The organism is Konateibacter massiliensis, assembly GCF_900184995.1.
GTDB lineage: Bacteria > Bacillota > Clostridia > Lachnospirales > Lachnospiraceae > Lachnotalea > Lachnotalea massiliensis.
In genome coordinates this window covers 168,772-186,791 of sequence record NZ_LT860098.1, presented here as the reverse complement: position 1 = coordinate 186,791, position 18,020 = coordinate 168,772, and the positions used below count along the sequence as shown (strand labels likewise).

Annotated in this window: 20 protein-coding genes; 17 read left to right on the top strand and 3 right to left on the bottom strand. The window is 36.3% G+C overall.

The features are described 5' to 3' along the window. Positions 1-992: 992 nt before the first annotated feature. From CTY48_RS02245 to CTY48_RS02220, 6 genes are all read left to right on the top strand, one after another. Positions 993-2,015, top strand: a complete 1,023-nt coding sequence (locus tag CTY48_RS02245) for a transglutaminase domain-containing protein (protein ID WP_099466890.1) — start codon at positions 993-995, stop codon at positions 2,013-2,015. Between the two features lie 185 nt (positions 2,016-2,200). Next, positions 2,201-3,121: a helix-turn-helix transcriptional regulator gene (locus CTY48_RS02240; protein ID WP_099466889.1), complete on the top strand. Its 921-nt coding sequence runs from the start codon at positions 2,201-2,203 to the stop codon at positions 3,119-3,121. Between the two features lie 308 nt (positions 3,122-3,429). Continuing rightward, a complete protein-coding gene (locus CTY48_RS02235) occupies positions 3,430-3,714 on the top strand; it encodes a transposase (RefSeq protein ID WP_099466478.1) in 285 nt (94 codons plus the stop codon). Next, the gene (locus CTY48_RS02230; RefSeq protein WP_099466477.1) at positions 3,711-4,625 is read left to right on the top strand and encodes an IS3 family transposase; all 915 of its coding nucleotides are present in this window, start codon (positions 3,711-3,713) and stop codon (positions 4,623-4,625) included. The genes CTY48_RS02235 and CTY48_RS02230 overlap by 4 nt, the downstream gene beginning before the upstream one ends. A 43-nt stretch (positions 4,626-4,668) precedes the next feature. Further along, complete coding sequence (locus CTY48_RS02225) at positions 4,669-5,025, top strand: RidA family protein (RefSeq protein ID WP_099466888.1); 357 nt, start codon at positions 4,669-4,671, stop codon at positions 5,023-5,025. Positions 5,026-5,441: 416 nt separating this feature from the next. Beyond that, a complete protein-coding gene (locus CTY48_RS02220; protein ID WP_099466887.1) occupies positions 5,442-5,756 on the top strand; it encodes a hypothetical protein in 315 nt (104 codons plus the stop codon). A 152-nt stretch (positions 5,757-5,908) separates the two neighbouring features. On the opposite strand, the gene CTY48_RS02215 is transcribed toward CTY48_RS02220, so the two are convergent. Next, a complete protein-coding gene (locus tag CTY48_RS02215) occupies positions 5,909-6,493 on the bottom strand; it encodes a TetR/AcrR family transcriptional regulator (protein ID WP_099466886.1) in 585 nt (194 codons plus the stop codon). Positions 6,494-6,640: 147 nt separating this feature from the next. On the opposite strand from CTY48_RS02215, the gene CTY48_RS02210 reads away from it, so the two are divergent. The 5 genes from CTY48_RS02210 (at position 6,641) to CTY48_RS02185 (ending at position 10,251) form a co-directional block, all read left to right on the top strand. Further along, positions 6,641-7,405 (top strand): EFR1 family ferrodoxin, encoded by a 765-nt coding sequence (locus tag CTY48_RS02210; RefSeq protein WP_099466885.1) that lies wholly within the window; start codon positions 6,641-6,643, stop codon positions 7,403-7,405. Between the two features lie 109 nt (positions 7,406-7,514). Then, positions 7,515-8,450, top strand: a complete 936-nt coding sequence (locus tag CTY48_RS02200; protein ID WP_408609832.1) for an RNA polymerase sigma factor — start codon at positions 7,515-7,517, stop codon at positions 8,448-8,450. Positions 8,451-8,617: 167 nt separating this feature from the next. After that, a complete protein-coding gene (locus tag CTY48_RS02195; RefSeq protein ID WP_099466884.1) occupies positions 8,618-8,968 on the top strand; it encodes a VOC family protein in 351 nt (116 codons plus the stop codon). Between the two features lie 156 nt (positions 8,969-9,124). Further along, on the top strand, positions 9,125-9,400 hold the full coding sequence (locus tag CTY48_RS02190) for a CD3324 family protein (protein ID WP_099466883.1): 276 nt from the start codon (positions 9,125-9,127) through the stop codon (positions 9,398-9,400). A 272-nt stretch (positions 9,401-9,672) separates the two neighbouring features. Next, positions 9,673-10,251, top strand: a complete 579-nt coding sequence (locus CTY48_RS02185; protein WP_099466882.1) for a DUF1062 domain-containing protein — start codon at positions 9,673-9,675, stop codon at positions 10,249-10,251. Positions 10,252-10,389: 138 nt separating this feature from the next. Here CTY48_RS02185 and CTY48_RS02180 read toward each other — a convergent pair whose 3' ends face one another. Next, a complete protein-coding gene (locus CTY48_RS02180; protein WP_236354695.1) occupies positions 10,390-11,436 on the bottom strand; it encodes an Ig-like domain-containing protein in 1,047 nt (348 codons plus the stop codon). A gap of 217 nt (positions 11,437-11,653) precedes the next feature. Between CTY48_RS02180 and CTY48_RS02175 the strand changes: the two genes are divergently transcribed. From CTY48_RS02175 to CTY48_RS02155, 5 genes are read left to right on the top strand one after another with little or no spacing between them, the layout of a single operon-like run. Beyond that, positions 11,654-12,100 carry a MarR family winged helix-turn-helix transcriptional regulator gene (locus CTY48_RS02175; RefSeq protein WP_180272616.1) on the top strand — a complete coding sequence of 149 codons (447 nt, stop codon included), beginning with the start codon at positions 11,654-11,656 and terminating at the stop codon, positions 12,098-12,100. 27 nt (positions 12,101-12,127) lie between these two features. After that, positions 12,128-12,553: a pyridoxamine 5'-phosphate oxidase family protein gene (locus CTY48_RS02170; RefSeq protein WP_099466880.1), complete on the top strand. Its 426-nt coding sequence runs from the start codon at positions 12,128-12,130 to the stop codon at positions 12,551-12,553. A gap of 12 nt (positions 12,554-12,565) precedes the next feature. Then, the gene (locus CTY48_RS02165) at positions 12,566-13,396 is read left to right on the top strand and encodes an ornithine carbamoyltransferase (protein ID WP_099466879.1); all 831 of its coding nucleotides are present in this window, start codon (positions 12,566-12,568) and stop codon (positions 13,394-13,396) included. A gap of 11 nt (positions 13,397-13,407) precedes the next feature. Beyond that, the gene (locus tag CTY48_RS02160) at positions 13,408-13,842 is read left to right on the top strand and encodes a GNAT family N-acetyltransferase (RefSeq protein WP_099466878.1); all 435 of its coding nucleotides are present in this window, start codon (positions 13,408-13,410) and stop codon (positions 13,840-13,842) included. A gap of 27 nt (positions 13,843-13,869) precedes the next feature. After that, entirely contained in the window at positions 13,870-14,286 is a 417-nt protein-coding gene (locus CTY48_RS02155) for an NUDIX hydrolase (protein WP_099466877.1), read from the top strand. A 4-nt stretch (positions 14,287-14,290) separates the two neighbouring features. Here CTY48_RS02155 and CTY48_RS02150 read toward each other — a convergent pair whose 3' ends face one another. Then, the gene (locus tag CTY48_RS02150) at positions 14,291-15,514 is read right to left on the bottom strand and encodes an AraC family transcriptional regulator (protein ID WP_180272615.1); all 1,224 of its coding nucleotides are present in this window, start codon (positions 15,512-15,514) and stop codon (positions 14,291-14,293) included. 191 nt (positions 15,515-15,705) lie between these two features. Here CTY48_RS02150 and CTY48_RS02145 point away from each other — a divergent pair, with 191 nt between their 5' ends. Further along, entirely contained in the window at positions 15,706-17,997 is a 2,292-nt protein-coding gene (locus CTY48_RS02145; RefSeq protein ID WP_099466875.1) for a beta-glucosidase family protein, read from the top strand. Positions 17,998-18,020 lie beyond the last annotated feature (23 nt).

Here is an 18,020-nt window from a genome sequence, read left to right as displayed (position 1 = left end):
AAGCGAAGCGGAGTCAAGGTTATTTTTTGCGTTCGCAGATAACGTCCGAAGTTTGGAAAACGATAATAAAGAGATAATAAAAAATATTATAAGGGATATAAAACAGAGGAAAATTAAAAGAATTAAAAAGCAAAATTGCAGATTGTATGAAAATGGTGATTGTGATAAGATAAGCACAAGGACAATCGTGTTGCAGGGTGTGTTGACCTCATTCTAAAAGAATGGGGGTGATGCCTATGAAAAATCATTTTGATTTTAAGGATATAATGACCTTTGGTCTATTCCTTTTGGCATTTCTTACATTCGTTTTTACGTTTTGTAAGTAGCTACATAGAAAAACCACCCTGATACTTTGGACGGTTTAGGGTGGTAATTCTACTCATTCAATCGGTCAAACCACCTTGTGGGCGATTGTTCCTTTTCTATTTATAATATAACATTTGAATTCTAATGTGTCAAGGAAGGAAAAAACAGATAGGATTTGATAGTAATAATATGTCACAGTTTAGTTTAAACTATGAAGCAATATATTAGACAGTATACAACGAGATCAAGAGGAACAGATAAAAGCAAATTATTCATAACCAAAATATTATATTAGATTATTAAAATATCAGAATGAGATTTTGAAAAATGTTTTTTCATCTGGAGAAGAGGGTGTTGTGGTTCAGAAAGAAATTATGAAGATAATGTTAGAACGATAAAGGAATAGAGTTTTAATTTGAGTTTAAGAAAATATAGGAGTGTATCAAAAAATAGGGGTAACTAACAGGTAACAGATAAATAGTTAAAAAATAGCGTATTTATGGGATTTGGAGTTCTCAAAGAGATAATACTCAGAACAACATATTACAATTCAAAACCTCTCAGGACATTTGTCTTGGGAGGTTTTTTGTATATTTTTTATGTGAATTGTGGTAGAATTTCTATTGATATGTCTGACATATTTCTAGATTGTCAGATTGATAATACTATTTTGGAGAAGCGGTAAAATGGAACCATATTATTATAGTCAGATGAGCAAACAACAGCAAAGAATTTATCAGGTCATCAAAAGCGGTCTGGAGTCGCTTTCACAAAGCTTCGATGTTCAAAGAATTGAAGGAACAGAGCTAAGTGATATTTTTTACAAGTTAAGATTGGATTGTCCGGAGATATTTTATGCTTCGACATTTCGTTATTCTTTTTATGATAATTCCACATTGGTAAAGATAAAGCCGGTATACTTGTTTGAAAAGAATAAAATCAGAGAGCATCAGTTGGCGATGAGAGCCAGGGTAGAAAAACTTGCCAGGGTGGTAAAGGATAAAAGTGACTGGGAAAAGGAGCAATATATTCATGATTTTATCTGCGAAAATGTGACTTACGATAAACTAAAAAAACAATATTCACATGAAATTCTAGGCCCATTGGGGCAGGGAGTCGGTGTATGTGAAGGAATCGCGAAATCTGTGAAGATTCTTTGTGATCAGTTGTCTATTCCTTGTATTGTTGTTATTTCCGAAAATAATCCGGACAAGCACATCAAATATCGTCATGCATGGAATGTGCTTCGAATCAATGGCTCATGGTATCATTTAGATGCTACTTTTGATAATTCATTAGGGAAAAAAGAAGTGAGATATGATTATTTTAATTTGGATGATAAGAGTATTTTCAAGGATCACGAGCCTGTGATATACAAAGTTCCTGCGTGCAACGAGGGTGATCATTTTTACTATAAAGAGAAGAAGCTTTCTTTTACCAAGCAGGAAGATGTAGAAAGACGTTGCCAACAAGCAATCAAAAAAGGAAAAGTTCTAACCTTTCATTGGCGAGGAGGTTATCTCACAAAAGCTGTCACAGAGCAATTATTAAATATCATAGCTGAGGTGGCCAAGGAAAAAAGTATGCACAGTCAGGTTTCTATAAACTGGCTACAGGCAGTCATTCGTGTGAAATTCATTCAGGAACAGATAGAGAATTCCGTAAAGATGGATGATGCATATGAAGAGGAGAATGATGCAGCATCGTAGGAGTTGTAGAAAGTAATTTTGTATAAGATGCATACAATAGGAGGCTTTTTATTATGATAAGAAAAAAGAAACCAGTACACAAGATACAATAAGAAGCCATTATCTGAAACCCACTACTAATTTATAAAGTCTGGTACAATAAGTTTTAAGGACAAAAAATAATCAAGACAGAAGGCTGGTGTATTGTGAAAATAGAGAGGCTACTTGCAATAACGAATTATCTGCTTTCCAATAAAAGAGTAACGGCACAGACGTTGTCGGTAAGATTTAATGTATCGACAAGAACTATAATGAGGGATATTAATACGTTATCTTTAGCAGGAATACCGGTTGTTACTTATTATGGGGCTGATGGAGGATATGAAATACTCGATTCATTTAAATTGGATCGGCAATTGGTAGGGGAAAATCAATTTTCATATATTGTTACGGCGTTACAAGGCTTGCAAACGGCATTTGATAATAATGAATTGAATGAGACATTGGAAAAAATGCAAGCAATTGCACCGGAGAATACTGCTGATATGGTATTAGATTTTGGAGTACTAAAAGAAAATAATAATACGAATGAAAAATTGCTTCTTTTGCAACGAGCGATTCACATTCGACAGAGAATAATATTTTCATATACAAATGCTGATAATGAAGAAAAAGACCATGAAGTTGAACCGGTTGCAACGATGTATAAGTGGTATAATTGGTATCTGTTATGCTATTATCCTAAATATGAGGATTATCGGATTTTTAAACTTGTCAGAATGAGAGCCCTATCTATTACAGGGCAGATGAATAGTAAAGTACATAGCGTCGGAGAAGCAAAAAGGAAGTGGGAGCAGTCCGAGTATAAGCAAAAGATTATCAGAGTAAGGTTATTGTGTAAACGTAGTATTAAGGCCAAATGCGAGGAATACTTGAATGGAAAGATAATAGAAGAATTTGATACTGGAGAATTTTTGTACGAGATTAATGTGCCTGAGAATGAACATTTTTGGTATGGGACAGTATTGGCATTTGGTAATCAGGCTAAAGTAATTGAGCCGCCTGATTTGATAGAAAGAATTTGCTTGAATTGTAATGAAATATTGAAACAATATAAAGAAGTGTGACATACAGGTGTCAGACTTCTTTTGTTATATTAGTATTACAAGGAGGGCGTATGAATAATAAAGTAAAAATCTCGATAGAAGAAGCAGGGAGTTCTTTAATGGTTATACGGATATCAAGATTTTGCGAGGTATCTATCAGTGCCTTGTAAGGGCACATATACAAATATGATTATGAGAACAGAAGGAGGAGCTATGAGTAGTATTGTCAGAACATGATGTTAGAATTTAAATAGTACAAGTCAAAATGAGAAATTCCAATATAAAAAATTATGGTACAATACTTGTACTGAATCATGGAGGGTCTCATTATGCCGAAGAACTATGACAAACAATTTAAATTGGATTGCATCCAGTACTATCATGACCACAAGGAGCTTGGTTTGATTGGCTGTGCCAACAATCTTGGAATCAGCCACCAGTCTATATCAAGATGGCAAAGAGAATTTCGTGAGACAGGTGATCTCGAATCTAGAGGCTCTGGAAATTTCTCTTCGGATGAAGAAAAGGAGATTGCCCGTCTTAAGCGTGAATTGCGCGACACACAGGATGCACTTGATGTGTTAAAAAAAGCCATCGGCATTCTGGGAAAATGACGCAAGCCATTTACCTCGAAGTATCTGAGAAGACAGAAGCTTCCAAGAAAAACGGACGCCGTGTTTCTGTCTCCAGAGTGCTGCGAATCTTAGGCGTTTCACGATCGGGATATTTCGCATTTTTAAGAAAAACTCCTTCAAATACACTCGTACGAAAGAAAACTATAAAGGCCAAAATAAGAGAGATTTATGATGGCTCCAAACAAAACTATGGTGCTCCCAAAATCACCAAAGAGCTCAAAAAAAAGGGAGAAGTTATTGCAGAACGAACGGTTGGTACCTACATGAAGGAAATGGGAATTAAAGCGCAATGGGTAAAACCATGGACAATCACTACAAAAGATTCTGATTTTAGTAACGAACTTCAAAATATCCTTGATGAACAATTCAATCCTGACCGCCCTAACGCTGTTTGGTGCACCGATATCACTTATATTTGGACCGTAGACGGATTTGTCTATCTGACAAGCATTATGGATTTGTATTCCAGGAAAATCATTGCATGGACACTTTCAGAAACGTTAGAGGTTTCTTGTGTAATTGATGCCATAACCAAAGCAAAAGCACGTCGCAAAACAGATCTTCCGTTGATTATACACAGCGATCGCGGCTCTCAGTATGTTTCAAAAGCCTACAACGAAGCAACCGAAAATATGAAGCGTAGTTATTCAAAAAAGGCCTTCCCATGGGATAATGCATGTATTGAATCATTTCATGCACTCATAAAACGGGAGTGGCTGAACCGATTTCATATCCTCGATTTCGACCAGGCTTATCGCCTCGTATTTGAATATCTAGAGGCATTTTATAATACAAAACGTATCCACAGTCACTGTGATTATATGTCACCAAATGACTTTGAAAAACTATATGAGCAGAGCCAAGATGGCCGCCTGCTTCTAGCAAGTTAATGTGAGGAATTTTTTCTCATTTTAACTTGTACTAAATCTTGACATAGGACCAACAGATATAAATGAGGAGTATGCATACTCTGGGATAGTGGAAGCTGGTGATTTTGTATTTCTTAGTTTTTGTGTAGGAAATGTAGGGGCATCGATTGAAGAGCAAGTAAATGGTGCACTAAATGATATGGAAAAACGCTTAGGAAAAATAAACCTGTCTTTATGTAATGTGGTTAAGATGGATGTTTTGCTTAGGGACGCCTGGAATATTCCAATTATGGAAAAGGTATTTAAGGAACGATTTGAAGGAGTTTATCCGGCAAGAAAAACGATTCAAACGGAGTTTGCTCATGCAGGTGGGCCGGATGGTTTGCATGTTCAGATTGATGCAATTGCATACAAAAAATAAAGGTGATATACTTGTCCATAGTATTTATTTTAAAGAGGGTTATTTCACTTTGAAGACGGAAGTAATGATAGAATTATTTTGTTGAAGCTTAATAAGAGAATTAATAGAACCCTTGGAAATGTGATGTTTTCAAGGGTTTTAACTTAAATTTAGTCAAAAGCTTTCTATTAAGGAAAGTGATTCTGATGGATTTAGAAGACAATATAATAAAATATGGAACTATAAATGTAGTAATTTGCAGAAGTATATTAAGGGCTTGTGCAGGAGCACAGATAATAGTTGTAAATTGTTGAATTAGTAATTAAGAAGCCAGTTTTTGTCTTTGAAAAACGATATTTATTTGAAAGATATTGTTAAATTTTAATAACAAATAAGGTTTTTTTGAATATTATAATATAGAAAGAGGTGATAGTACTATGAATAAAGAACAACTACTGGCTCAAATAGATGGAAGATCAGAAAACGAAATTAGGCAGATACTACAAGATAACTATAATATATCTTGGGAGTATTATGATAGAACACGTAAGTTTTGGTATGCTAGGGTTTTCACTTATAACAGCGCAAGGCAGTTACAAGAAGAGCTGGATTTTTTCTTATGGTTAGTTAATTATTTTGCACCGATCTTTAATTTTTGTTTTCAAGAAGAAGACACAGTTTTTCTAGGCTGTACTTGTCCTTGTGGTTACAAACAAACAATTCTTTACTATTCAATAACACGTGCTAATTAACGAATATTAATTTAAGTTTGCAATAAATATTTGCCATAATAGCTTTAAATTAAAATATTAGTTTATTAAAATAAATTATCAGTCGAGAAAGATTAGAAAATCATTTCTCGACTGAATTAAAAGGCAGTATTTTTAGCAAATTCTTAAATCCTTTATACTTTGTTTTTTCCAATTATTCCATATAAAAACAAATTAACAATTTCTTCTTGCACGAACTCTACGTGCTGATTTACTGCAATCGCAGCCATATGATTTATGCTATCAATAAACAATTCTATTGAGTTGTTTGAGATATTGCTATCGATAACGCCTTCCCGTTTACCCTCATCAATGTATTTTATATAGATATCTTTTTTTAGAGTATTAATATTGTTCGTTACTAAATCAACAAATTGCCTATCTTTTAACACTTCTTCGGAAATAAAGGCACTTACTGATTTATTAAGCTGATTATTGCATAAGTTTAATGCATTTAAAAGTTTATGAATGTATGTGTCATCAGAAGCTAAAATTTCTTCTGCTAAAGCCATTGTATCTTTCATTAATAAAACAGCACACTCTCCAACTAAGGCTTCTTTGCTTCCAAAGTAGTTATAGATTGAAGCTTTTGATACATCCGCCTGACGAGCTATATCACTCATAGTTGTTGCTGAAAAACCTTGTCTATGAAACAGATGCAAGGATGCTTTGATAATATCATCTTTCTTTTTTTGAGTAGTTATATCATACTTATTCATTGTATTACCACCTTTAATTTCTTATGATTATACTACCATAAACTTTGGAATTTATAAATAAATATTCTAAATAGTTGACAAAGGTCTTAACTTCCATTATTATAACTTTAGACTATTTGGAGTAAAAGTATAAAGTTTGGAGGCGCTATGAGAACTATATTATTTTATTTTACCGGTACTGGAAACTCATACTATATAGCAAGCGAACTTGCTTCGCTGGCAAGGGATAAGGATGTTATGCAAATTGATTCTTTATTAAATTATAAAGAATATGATCTAAATGATTATAAAAGAATTGGTTTTGTTCTTCCAGTTTATTACAATCATTTACCTCAAATATGTATTGATTTCATAAAGGGTATGGATTTAAAAAATATTTGCAATGTTTTTTTTATTGCCTCTTATTCTGGAAACACTGGTTTTGTCTTTGAGAATTTTAGAGATATAACAAGTTTTAGAGACAAAACAATTCAAGAATATAAGGTCAAAATGCCAGGAAACTATATTTTGGAATATGGTGCGTTTCCCCAAAAACTTCAAACTCTGATTTTAAATCAAGCTAAAATAAAAATCAAAAAAATTAATGAAGATATGCACAGTAATAATTTACAAAAGAAACTGATAAAAGCTAATCTTATTTCTAGGTTATATAAAACACATTCACTAAAAAAAATTGAGAATTTCTCCATTCTGGGACAAGGCTTCTATGCAAATGACAGATGTATTAAGTGTTTAAAGTGTATTAAAAATTGCCCGGGTAAAAATATTTCTATTTTCGAAAATGAGTTAAATTGGGGAAGCAGCTGTAAACAATGTATGAGATGTATACAAATTTGTCCGGAGGAAGCTGTAAGCCATGAAATCCTTAAGAAGGAGAGAAAAAGATATATAAATCCCTATGTAAATATGTGATATATTGTCGAAGAAAATTTATATTCTTATTGACGTATATTAATATCAGAATTGCTATTATTCGTTTAAACGAATATAATGTTCTTATATTGATTGCAAGGAGGTAAGAATGGATTATATTTCAGTGAAGGAAGCTTCTGTAAAATGGAAAATTTCAGAGCGGAGAATACAAAAATTGTGTGAAGAAAATCGTATATCTGATGTGGAACGTTTTGGTCGTATATGGTTAATTCCTAAAAATGCAAAAAAACCAGCAGATAAAAGATATAAGAATCAAATTCCTGCGCTTGAATCAGTGCTAGAACAATATGGCAGTTATGTATATAATTTAGCGCTGAAACTATCCGGGAAACCCGAAAAAGCGGAGGATCTGGCACAAGAAACCTTTATTAAGGCATGGAAGCATCTTGTGAATTTAAAAGAGCCTGCGGCTCTAAAGAAATGGCTACATGTAATTTGCGTGAATGAATTTAAAATGATGGTAAGAAAGGAAACACGTGAAAACATTGATTACATAGGCAATATGGAAGCATTGGAAAATGATTCGGATTTACTGACCGATGTCCAACAGATAGTAGTTGATGAAATTCAGATGAGTGAAGAAATCGTAAAGCTGAGAAATGGATGCTTTTTAGCTATGTCAAGAAAACTTTCCTTGAATCAAAGAATCACATTTTCCTTAATCGATATGTTTGGCTTATCAATTAGTGAGGTGGCTGATATATTGGACATTACACCGAAAGCTGTAAAAGGGCTGTTGTATAGGGCTAGGATGAATCTGGATGCCTTTTTTGAAGGGCACTGCAATATTCTTGATATAAAAAATCCTTGTAGCTGCGAGGCATGGAATAAGTTTTATCGAACGCGGGAAGGGCTTCAAAAAGCAATGGAAGCGAAGCTGCCGGATTATAAGGAAAAAGGCTATTTATTTGACTTGCAGGTAAGGGAAAAAATAGCATATTTTTATCGTCAAATGCCAGAACAACAACCGCCGCAAGAATGGTATCAAAATGTTATTGCATTAGTTGAAGATTTATATAAATAAATTAATTCTAATCCGAGTCTTTTCTATAAATTCGGCATCTTTATCTATGAGGAGGAAAATATTATAAAATCATAGGATATTTTTGTTGAACTACAAAAGAAAGACAATGAGTTAGAAATAAAAATGGCAGCACATAGGAGAGATATAACAGTAGATTGGAGAATAACATGAAAAACTTTGATAACTTTTTTCTTCCTGTCAATGATATGGAAGAGGCAAAACAATATTATGGAGAATTATTAGGATTACAGATGAAATTTGATTTTAGTGATAATGGAGTGGTTGCGTACAACGTTGGAAGTGAAGAACCTGCGATTATTCTGAAAGATGAAAGCAAATTTAAGGATTTAAAGCCGACAATCTGGTTTGAAGTCTCAGACGTTATGGTAAAATATGAAGAGATGAAACAAAAGGGAATTGTTTTCTTATCAGAACCATTTAAAATAAGGACAGGATATGCTGTTGAATTTGAAGATCCCTTCGGAAATCGTCTGGGAATAACAGATTATATGGTCTAGTATTACCTAAAGCAACCGTTTAAATAATTTTACAGGAGGACGTCTTTTTATGAGAAAATTTGTTATTTTTGCATAGCACTAGCTATTGCAATTTTAGAATATGAAATTTGTTATAGCTATTGCTAACCTAAAGAAATAATAATTTAGGAGGCAAATATGGGCTATAGAAAAGCGGAAGAAATTCTGCCTGTGGAAATAATAGAGTTAATACAGAAATATGTGGATGGAGAAAACATTTATATTCCAAGAAAAGAAAATCAGAGAAAAGAGTGGGGAAATGAAACATTGATACGCCAAGAATTGGAAGATAGAAATCTAAAAATATTTACGGATTTCCAAGATGGCTATAAAGTTCATGATTTAGCAATGAAGTATTTTTTATCCGAAAAAAGCATACAGCGTATTTTACGCAAAATGAAAGAAGCATCATAATGTTTGAGCTGGTTCAAAAATTATTTTTTGTATCGGCTCAATTTTTTTTAGAAAAATGTTTGAGGTAGGAACTAAATATAAAGTCTTCTAAAATAAGGTGAGAAATAAGTTTAGGAGGAAAATATTTATGACTACACCAGTTTATTTTGCATAGCAAAGGCTATTGCAAATAAAAATCAATTTATGGCAAGTAAAGCGACTGGCAGCTTTATCTTGTTGATGATGTAATAGCACTTTGCAAATCCGATTTTAAATTACAGAGGAGATGCAAAATGAGCTATTTAAGAAAAATAGAATATACAATAATACCCCAAGAAGCTTTTAAAATAATAAGAAATTGTTCGGGATGTGGCAGTAAAGCAGTGTTTCATAATACAAATTGCTTTCGTGTGAATGCAAATGGAAATAAAATAGATGTATGGCTGATTTATCAATGTATAAAATGTAAACATACGAACAATTTGACCGTCTATGAAAGACGCAGACCAGAGTCTCTATTGCGGCAGGAATATGAGGAGTTTCTTAGAAATTCCAGCGGTTTAGCATTTCAATATGGAACAGATAGTCAGTTTTTTGCACGAAACAAAGCGGAGGTTGACTGGACCCAGATAAAATATATGATGAAAAGGCAAAATGACAGGATGGATGGAAAGGAGCTGCTTTTTCAAAAAGGTGATTTACTGGTAATCCGTAATCCATATTTACTTAAAATACGAACGGATAAAATAGTATCAGAGATTTTGAAGTTTACAAGAACCAGAATAAAGGAATTGGAAAGATTAGGTGTTATTATTGTGGAAGAGGACAAACAAGAGCATAAAATTATTATAAAATTAGAGGGGGAGATATAGGAAGTCACCATAAATAAAAAAGTGCAGAGAAAGGGACCAGAGAAGCAATCGCTTCAAAGGTCCTATCTCTAAGTTTCAAATATTCATTTATAAACCGATTATATCATAGTCTAAATAAATTGCAATGAAAATATCTATTTACTGCTTTGTTGTAAACCAGGTATAGGTTCGAGAGTAATTCTTTGTGTCATAACCGGTATCCATTCTGAATGTAAGCGGAAAATCCTCCTTTGGTGCAGTGAAAATCAGATAGAAATCCGTACTGCCCGAAGGATATAGGCTTAGGTCAGAAAGATTTATCAAATCTGATTCAGGGGTACGACCTATTGCATAGCTGGAAACTTGTTTATTGGCAGCAGTATTATAAAACTGATTATACCATAAAACATCTAGTGTATCGATTTCTTTGGTTCCTGAAATATATTTCAAACTGAATACCATATAAACCCACTGATGTCCGGCTGGAACAGTAAGAAATTTTTTATAAGAAGTTGACACCAAAGCCTCTGCTTCTGCGCCGGTTATGCATTGCTTAAGCTGTAATTGGATTTTGCCAAGCGGACGGTTGTAATCATATAATTCAATTGTGTTCGCATTATAGGCAGATAACGGATTAGCTTGTGTACCGACAGCAGAAACCGCTTTAACAGTCACAGTACAAGTATATTTTTTACCGCTTACAGTAGCTGTGATTTTTGCTTTCCCTAATTTCTTTCCTGTTACAACTCCCTTAGAAGAAACAGTTGCAATCGCTTTATTACTGGTAGACCATTTTACCTTCTGGGTATTTCCGGTTACGGAAAGCGTTGCGGTTTTGCCCTTTTCAACAGATAAAGTTGATTGGCTGATTTTAGGCTGCTCAACAGTAATCTTGCAAGTATATTTCTTGCCGCTTACCTTTGCAGTAATGGTTGCAGTACCCGCTTTTTTCGCAGATATTTTACCGCTTTTATTAACGGCTGCGATTGACTTGTTGCTGCTAGACCATGTTACTTTTTTGGAAGTATTATTAACTTTCAGCGTCAAGGTTTGCCCTTTGATCAGAGTTGCCTTGGTTTTGCTCAGTTTAACTTTTGCTGCTTCCACAGTAGTTACATTAGAAGTTGTTGGAACGATGGCAGGAGTAGTAACGGTCACGCACAATGCGAGCGCCAAAACTCCCATGATTTTTTTGAATTTACTCATGTACTTCCCTCTTTCGTATGTTTATTTATTATAATGCTATGCATAATAACCAATATTACTAAATCAAACACATAGTACTATTTTACTGGGGTTTATAATTAATGTCAATGAAGATTTCCATATAATGGAATAAATATGCAGCTTTCATATTGCTTTTTTAACTGGTTTATGATATTGTTCTATATAGAAATGTTCTAATGGGATTCGAGGTGATGAGTTGGAAACAAAAGGTGGATTTTACATTACACAGATAAAACAAATCCAGGATAGAATTTTTGAAAAATTATTGCTTGAAAATGGAATTGAAATAAGCGGCGGCCAGGGGCGAATTTTATTTGTCCTATGGAAAACGGATCATCTTACAATTAGTGAAATCAGTCAAAAGACATCACTCGCGAAAAATACGGTTTCTATTGTGGTAAACGGAATGGTGAACAAAGGTATTTTAGACAGAAATATTAATCCTGACAATCGACGTCAGACAATCATATCCCTCACGGAATATGCGAAGTCTATGCAGGAAAAATATGAGGCGGTATCACAGCAGATGAATATGTTGTTTTATCAGGGGTTCTCGAGAAAAGAGCAGGAAGAATTCGAGTGTTATCTTGCTAAAATATTGGATACTCTGATACAAGCGGAGCGTACAGACAAGCTATCATAATATTTTATTAAAAAGGGAGGTTTTACAATGAAAACAAAGGAACAGATTTATGGATTTATCCAAAAACAAAAGACAGCTTTTATTGCATCTGTGGACGAGGAAGGCTTTCCTAATATGAAGGCAATGTTCATGCCTCGTAAGATTGAGGAAAATTGTTTTTACTTTTCCACGAATACGTCTTCCATGCGTTCCCAACAATTTATGAAGAACCCGAAGGCAAGTATTTACTTTTATAACAAAGGGCGTTTCCGCTATGAGGGGATCATGTTGATTGGAACAATGGAAGTTTTACAGGATGAAAAGATAAAGAAAGAAATCTGGCAGACCGGAGATACGATGTATTATCCACAGGGAGTTTCCGATCCGGATTATTGTGTGTTAAAATTTACAGCCGTGAAGGGCAGACATTACAGTGCTTTGAAAACAGAAAGCTTTACGGTTGAGGAGTTGTAAGGGATAAGAAAAATGAAAAATTTGATTCGTCTAAGTGATTATACAAAAAATGATGTAAAAGAAATATTTCATATCGCAGATGAAATACAGCAGGGAAATTATAAGGATTTTCTGCGAAATAAAACTATCGTCATGTTTTTTCCGGAATCAAGCATTCGCACAAGGGTAACATTTGAAAAAGGAATTTATCTGCTTGGCGGGCAGTCTGTCTTGTTTTCACCGGAAACGCTTGATAAAAAAGAGGATATAAAGGACGTGATAAGCTATCTGAATAATTGGACGGATGGGATTGTTGTCCGCTATAAGGATATTTCGATGCTGGATCAAATTGCAAAATATGCGAAAATGCCTGTTATCAATGCGATGACAGACATAAATCATCCGTGTGAAATGCTTGTCGATTTGTATGCCCTGTCTAAAATCAGAAAGGATTTTACGGCAGACCGATTTCTTTTTGTCGGAGCAAAAGGAAATATCGGTTTGGCTTGGCGTGAGGCGTCGAGGCTGATGGGATTCTCAATGGAGCAGTGCTGCCCCAAGGGATATGAGATGTCCGATATCCCGATTTATCACAATATAGAGGAGGCAATCGCGGGCAAGGATATCATCTGCACCGATTCACTGAGTAAGAATGATTTGGCGGCATTTGCAGACTATCAGATTACATTCAAGCGAATGCAGCTTGCTAACGGTAATGCTTTGCTCAACCCCTGCCCTCCATTTTTTAGAGGGGAAGAGGTATCAGTGGAAGTGGTGGACAGCCAGTTTTTTGTAGGTTATGAATTTAAGAAACACTTACTTGAAATACAACAGGCGATTCTGATATTTAGTATGCTAAACTAGGAGGACTCAATTTGATACGAGAGATTACAGAGGATGATTTAGAGAGTTTACTGGAATTATATATGCAGCTGCATGACAATCCTATCCCTGAGCCGACACAAAAGTTAAACGAGTTATGGGGACAGATTCTAAATGACAGGAGCCATCATATTATTGTTGCGGACGAGGACGGGATAATCGTGTCCTCCTGCGTTTGTATCATTATTCCGAACCTGACACACAATCAGCAGCCATATGCCTTTATAGAAAATGTGGTTACTCATGAAGCATATCGGAAAAGGGGGCTGGCAACGGCATGCCTCAATTATGCGAAGGAGCTGGCACAGAAGGAAAATTGCTATAAAATAATGCTGCTGACAGGCTCAAAGCAGGAAAGCACGCTGAAGTTTTATGAGCGGGCAGGCTATAACAGCGAGGATAAGACTGCATTTATTCAATGGATATAGAGAAGCTTCAGACGAGGGGGAGACAAAATGCCGGAAGTAAAATTTTATAAAAAAACAGAAGAAAAGAACTTTAAATTCGCTGTCATATTTGCAAAGTATAAAGGTAAGTGGGTATTTTGCAAGCACAAAGAACGTGATACCTACGAGTTACCGGGCGGGCACAGAGAACCAGGTGAGGAGATTGACGAGGCGGCAGGAAGAGAGCTGCACGAAGAGACAGGAGCCATCGACTTTGCCATCAGGCGTATCTGCGCATACTCGGTCACTGAAAATGGAGAGGAGACATTTGGAATGCTCTATTTTGCCGATGTCAGGACATTTGAGAAGGAGCTCCACAGCGAAATTGAGAAGATAATCATCACGGATGAAATGCCGACAGAATGGACCTACCCGCTTATACAACCATTGATTTTGGGTAAGGTCAAGGAGCTTGGTCTTTTGTAAAATATCAGAAAATCCTTTTACCCACCGGTTTAAAATCAATCAACATATTCTCCTCCCGATATACCCTTGGGGTTACACCCATGTGTTCCTTAAATACACGCCCAAAGTGACTCTGCGTCGCAAAACATAGGTAGTTAGAGATGGTCAGTATACTTTCATCAGAAAATTTAAGCATGTTGGCAGCAGCCTCAATGCGTTTCTTTTGAGCATACTGGGCGATGCCCATTCCTTCAGCAGCAGAAAACTTTCTTGATAAATAAGAGCTATTGATATTGATTTCATTTGCTATATCATCGATTGTAAAACGCTTGTTTAAATGCTTATAGATATAAGTCTTGCATTGCTCGACGTAGGATAAGCTGCTTTTTTCCTCTTTCACTTGTTTGACACGTTCTGTATAGCGAAAGATAACATCTTGAACCAGCCGATAAATCTCAGATATTTCTTTACAATTTTCGAGTTGTTGAAAATATAAATCACTCATCAAATAGGAGGTGAGGGAATCAAGTCCCCCGTCTATTGCAGCTCTTGAAGCAAGAATAATGGCGGTACATGCCATGTATTCGTTTTGCTTAAAGGATTTCTGGGAGAGCTTGCCAACGCGGTCCTCTTGAAAGGATGCAAGATTACGGTTCATTTGACTTTTGACAAAATCAAGGTCACCATTTCGGATTTGCTTCATAAAATCCATTTCCACAGAGAAATTAAAACGTGTCACATCTTCCTCAGAGCTGGTTAATACATAGTCTTGGTATGTACTTGGAGAGGTGTTATCTAGGCTTATGCTTGCATTTGTAATAATATCCATTTCATTGATATATTTTCTGGTTATCAAAAAGAAAAGCGCAGCCAACGAGGCACTTAGTTCGTTGATTGTCTTTGTAATAATATGAAATTCATTATTTTTAATATTGTGCTGGTGAACATAACGTTTCAGGATAAGGGGGGAAAGGGAAGTGGTCGTGACAGGACCCAAAACAATCATATTTTCCATTGTATCCTTACACGCACCATAAAGAATACTTTCTTCAAACTCTAAAATGGGATTGCTGTTAAATTGCAGCTTTTCCATTATTTTTTTGCGTAGGATATCATCGCAGGAAAGCGGATTGTCCAAAGCTTCATAGCCTGCGCCAAATAATGTGATGTCGCCTGTCTTATCCATATAATAAATCGGAATATGAGTCATCTTATAAATTCTTTCTAATAAATAAAAAACTTTCTCCATAAAAATCCCTTTTCCACAGCTTATTTTTATCAGTATAGCATAGATGGTTTCTTGAAACAAGAAAGCAGATGTCATTTTTGTGATAAAAAAGAAATAAATATGATATACGATTTGGCGGATAATTTGTAAGATTTATAGTAATAAGACCTATAAAATTTATACAGCGAATTTGAAAGGGGATAGAATACATTATGAAAAAAGAAAAAATAAGAGACATTGTCTCGAAAATGACATTGGAAGAGAAGGCGGGACTGTGCTCAGGAGCATCAGATTGGCTCACCAAAGAAGTAGGACGCCTAAATATACCGAGTATCTGGCTTACAGACGGACCACATGGCTTAAGAAAGCAGGAAGGGCTGACAGATAACTTAGGGATTTATGAAAGCAAACCGGCGGTCAGCTTTCCCTCAGAATGTGCAACAGCAGCCAGCTTTGATAGAGTTCTTCTGAAAAAAATAGGAGAAACATTAGGAGAGGAGGGGCAGGCTGAAAATATTCAGGTTTTGCTCGGACCGGGTATCAATATAAAACGAAGCCCTCTATGCGGGCGCAGTTTTGAATATTTTTCAGAGGACCCACTTTTAGCAGGAGAGCTTGGAGCAGCCTATGTAGAAGGTGTGCAAAGCCAAGGAATAGGCGCGTGCGTCAAGCATTTTCTGGCTAATAACCAGGAGACAAGAAGAATGACCTCCTCCTCGGAGGTTGATGAAAGAACGCTTCGAGAAATTTATATGCCTGCATTTGAAAGGGTAGTAAAGAAGGTAAAACCTTGGGCAGTTATGTGTTCCTACAATAAAATAAACGGAACCTATGCCTCTGAAAACAGACAGTATATGACGGATATTCTTCGAAAGGAATGGGAATTTGACGGCTGTGTCATCAGTGATTGGGGAGCCGTTCACAACCGGGCAGGTGCAGTTGCCGCCGGAGTAGATTTGACAATGCCTGCGGCGGTAGAAACAGACGAAAAAATTGCAGAAGCGGTAAGAGAAGGAAAGCTTCCCGAATTTCTTTTGGACGAAGCCTGCATAAATATTTTGGAGTTGGTAAGAAAGGGTGAGGAAGGTCATAGAGTAGGTCAAAACCCAGATTTGGAAAAGGGACATGAGCTATCACGCTATGCGGCAGAAGAGTCTGCAGTCCTGCTTAAAAATGAAGAGGGGATTCTTCCCTTAAATCCGGCAAAAAAGATAGCTTTTATCGGGCAGTTTGCCGAGCAGCCACGCTATCAGGGTGGCGGTAGTTCAAAGGTAAATGCAGCTCGTGTTATGGGTGCCTTGGAAGCAGTACAAGAGGTTGCAAGGATAAGCTACAGTGCAGGGTATACAGATAGCAAAACAGACAAGGAGATGCTTGTGCAGGCCGCAGAAATCGCACGAGATTCGGATGTTGCAGTAGTATTTGTGGGACTGACACCGGATATGGAGTCGGAGGGTTGTGACCGTCAGCATATGAGACTTCCTGAGGCACATGAAGCGGTAATTGCAGCAGTGGCAGAGGTACAGCCTAATATGGTTATTGTGCTGCACAATGGAAGCCCGGTGGAAATGCCGTGGATTGACAAGGCAAAGGGAGTGCTGGAAATGTATTTAGGAGGCGAGGCGATCGGAGAAGCGACGGTGAACCTGCTATTTGGTAAGAGTAACCCAAGCGGCAGACTGCCCGAAACATTTCCGTTGCGGCTTGAGGATAACCCATCCTACCTCTTCTATTTCGGAACGGGAAACAAAGTGGAGTATCGGGAAGGCATTTATGTAGGATATCGGTATTATGAGAGCAAAAAGCAGAATGTTCTCTTTCCGTTTGGATATGGCTTGTCCTACACCAAATACAGCTATTCTAACTTAAAAGTAGATAAGACGAAATTTTGCAGTGGCGACATTCTCAACGTATCCGTTGATGTAACCAATACAGGAGAATGCATAGGAAAAGAGGTCATACAGCTCTATGTTGCGGTCAGGGAATGTGAAGTTTTAAGACCAATAAAGGAACTAAGGGGCTTTGATAAAATTGAACTGGCACCCGGGGAAACGAAAACAGTGTTATTTCAATTGGAGCAAAGAGATTTTTCCTACTGGAACGAAGAAGCACATTGTTTCCATATGCCGGCAGGCAGTTATGAAATCCAGATTGGCAGATCAGCACATGAAGTAATCCTTTCAGCCAGAATCAAAACGGAAGAACAGCGGTTGGATACTTGGGAGGAATTTACAATGGAATCCCTCCTTGGTGAAATTATGAAACATTCGGCAGGCAGCACCTTTATGGAGACATACACGGATGAGCTTTGCGAAGGCATCATAAATAGCGGTATGGCAGAAAACATTATCGGAAAAAGTGTGACAAAGGATGAAATACTTCCTCTGCTAAAAGGAATGCAGGGGCAGACGCTTATGACACTCAAAATGTTTCTTCCGGGACTTGGGGAAGAAGTGTGGAACGGTCTGCTGGAGGATTTAAACAGCGACTGGAAAGAACACTGAAATAAATAAGAAATAAAGAATGA

Bases quoted from the DNA above. Each gene is read 5' to 3' on its own strand.
- CTY48_RS02245 (WP_099466890.1), top strand. From the start codon at position 993: ATGGAACCATATTATTATAGTCAGATGAGCAAACAACAGCAAAGAATT.
- CTY48_RS02235 (WP_099466478.1), top strand. From the start codon at position 3,430: ATGCCGAAGAACTATGACAAACAATTTAAATTGGATTGCATCCAGTAC.
- CTY48_RS02230 (WP_099466477.1), top strand. From the start codon at position 3,711: ATGACGCAAGCCATTTACCTCGAAGTATCTGAGAAGACAGAAGCTTCC.
- CTY48_RS02220 (WP_099466887.1), top strand. From the start codon at position 5,442: ATGAATAAAGAACAACTACTGGCTCAAATAGATGGAAGATCAGAAAAC.
- CTY48_RS02215 (WP_099466886.1), bottom strand. From the start codon at position 6,493: ATGAATAAGTATGATATAACTACTCAAAAAAAGAAAGATGATATTATC.
- CTY48_RS02210 (WP_099466885.1), top strand. From the start codon at position 6,641: ATGAGAACTATATTATTTTATTTTACCGGTACTGGAAACTCATACTAT.
- CTY48_RS02200 (WP_408609832.1), top strand. From the start codon at position 7,515: ATGGATTATATTTCAGTGAAGGAAGCTTCTGTAAAATGGAAAATTTCA.
- CTY48_RS02195 (WP_099466884.1), top strand. From the start codon at position 8,618: ATGAAAAACTTTGATAACTTTTTTCTTCCTGTCAATGATATGGAAGAG.
- CTY48_RS02190 (WP_099466883.1), top strand. From the start codon at position 9,125: ATGGGCTATAGAAAAGCGGAAGAAATTCTGCCTGTGGAAATAATAGAG.
- CTY48_RS02185 (WP_099466882.1), top strand. From the start codon at position 9,673: ATGAGCTATTTAAGAAAAATAGAATATACAATAATACCCCAAGAAGCT.
- CTY48_RS02180 (WP_236354695.1), bottom strand. From the start codon at position 11,436: ATGAGTAAATTCAAAAAAATCATGGGAGTTTTGGCGCTCGCATTGTGC.
- CTY48_RS02170 (WP_099466880.1), top strand. From the start codon at position 12,128: ATGAAAACAAAGGAACAGATTTATGGATTTATCCAAAAACAAAAGACA.
- CTY48_RS02165 (WP_099466879.1), top strand. From the start codon at position 12,566: ATGAAAAATTTGATTCGTCTAAGTGATTATACAAAAAATGATGTAAAA.
- CTY48_RS02155 (WP_099466877.1), top strand. From the start codon at position 13,870: ATGCCGGAAGTAAAATTTTATAAAAAAACAGAAGAAAAGAACTTTAAA.
- CTY48_RS02150 (WP_180272615.1), bottom strand. From the start codon at position 15,514: ATGGAGAAAGTTTTTTATTTATTAGAAAGAATTTATAAGATGACTCAT.
- CTY48_RS02145 (WP_099466875.1), top strand. From the start codon at position 15,706: ATGAAAAAAGAAAAAATAAGAGACATTGTCTCGAAAATGACATTGGAA.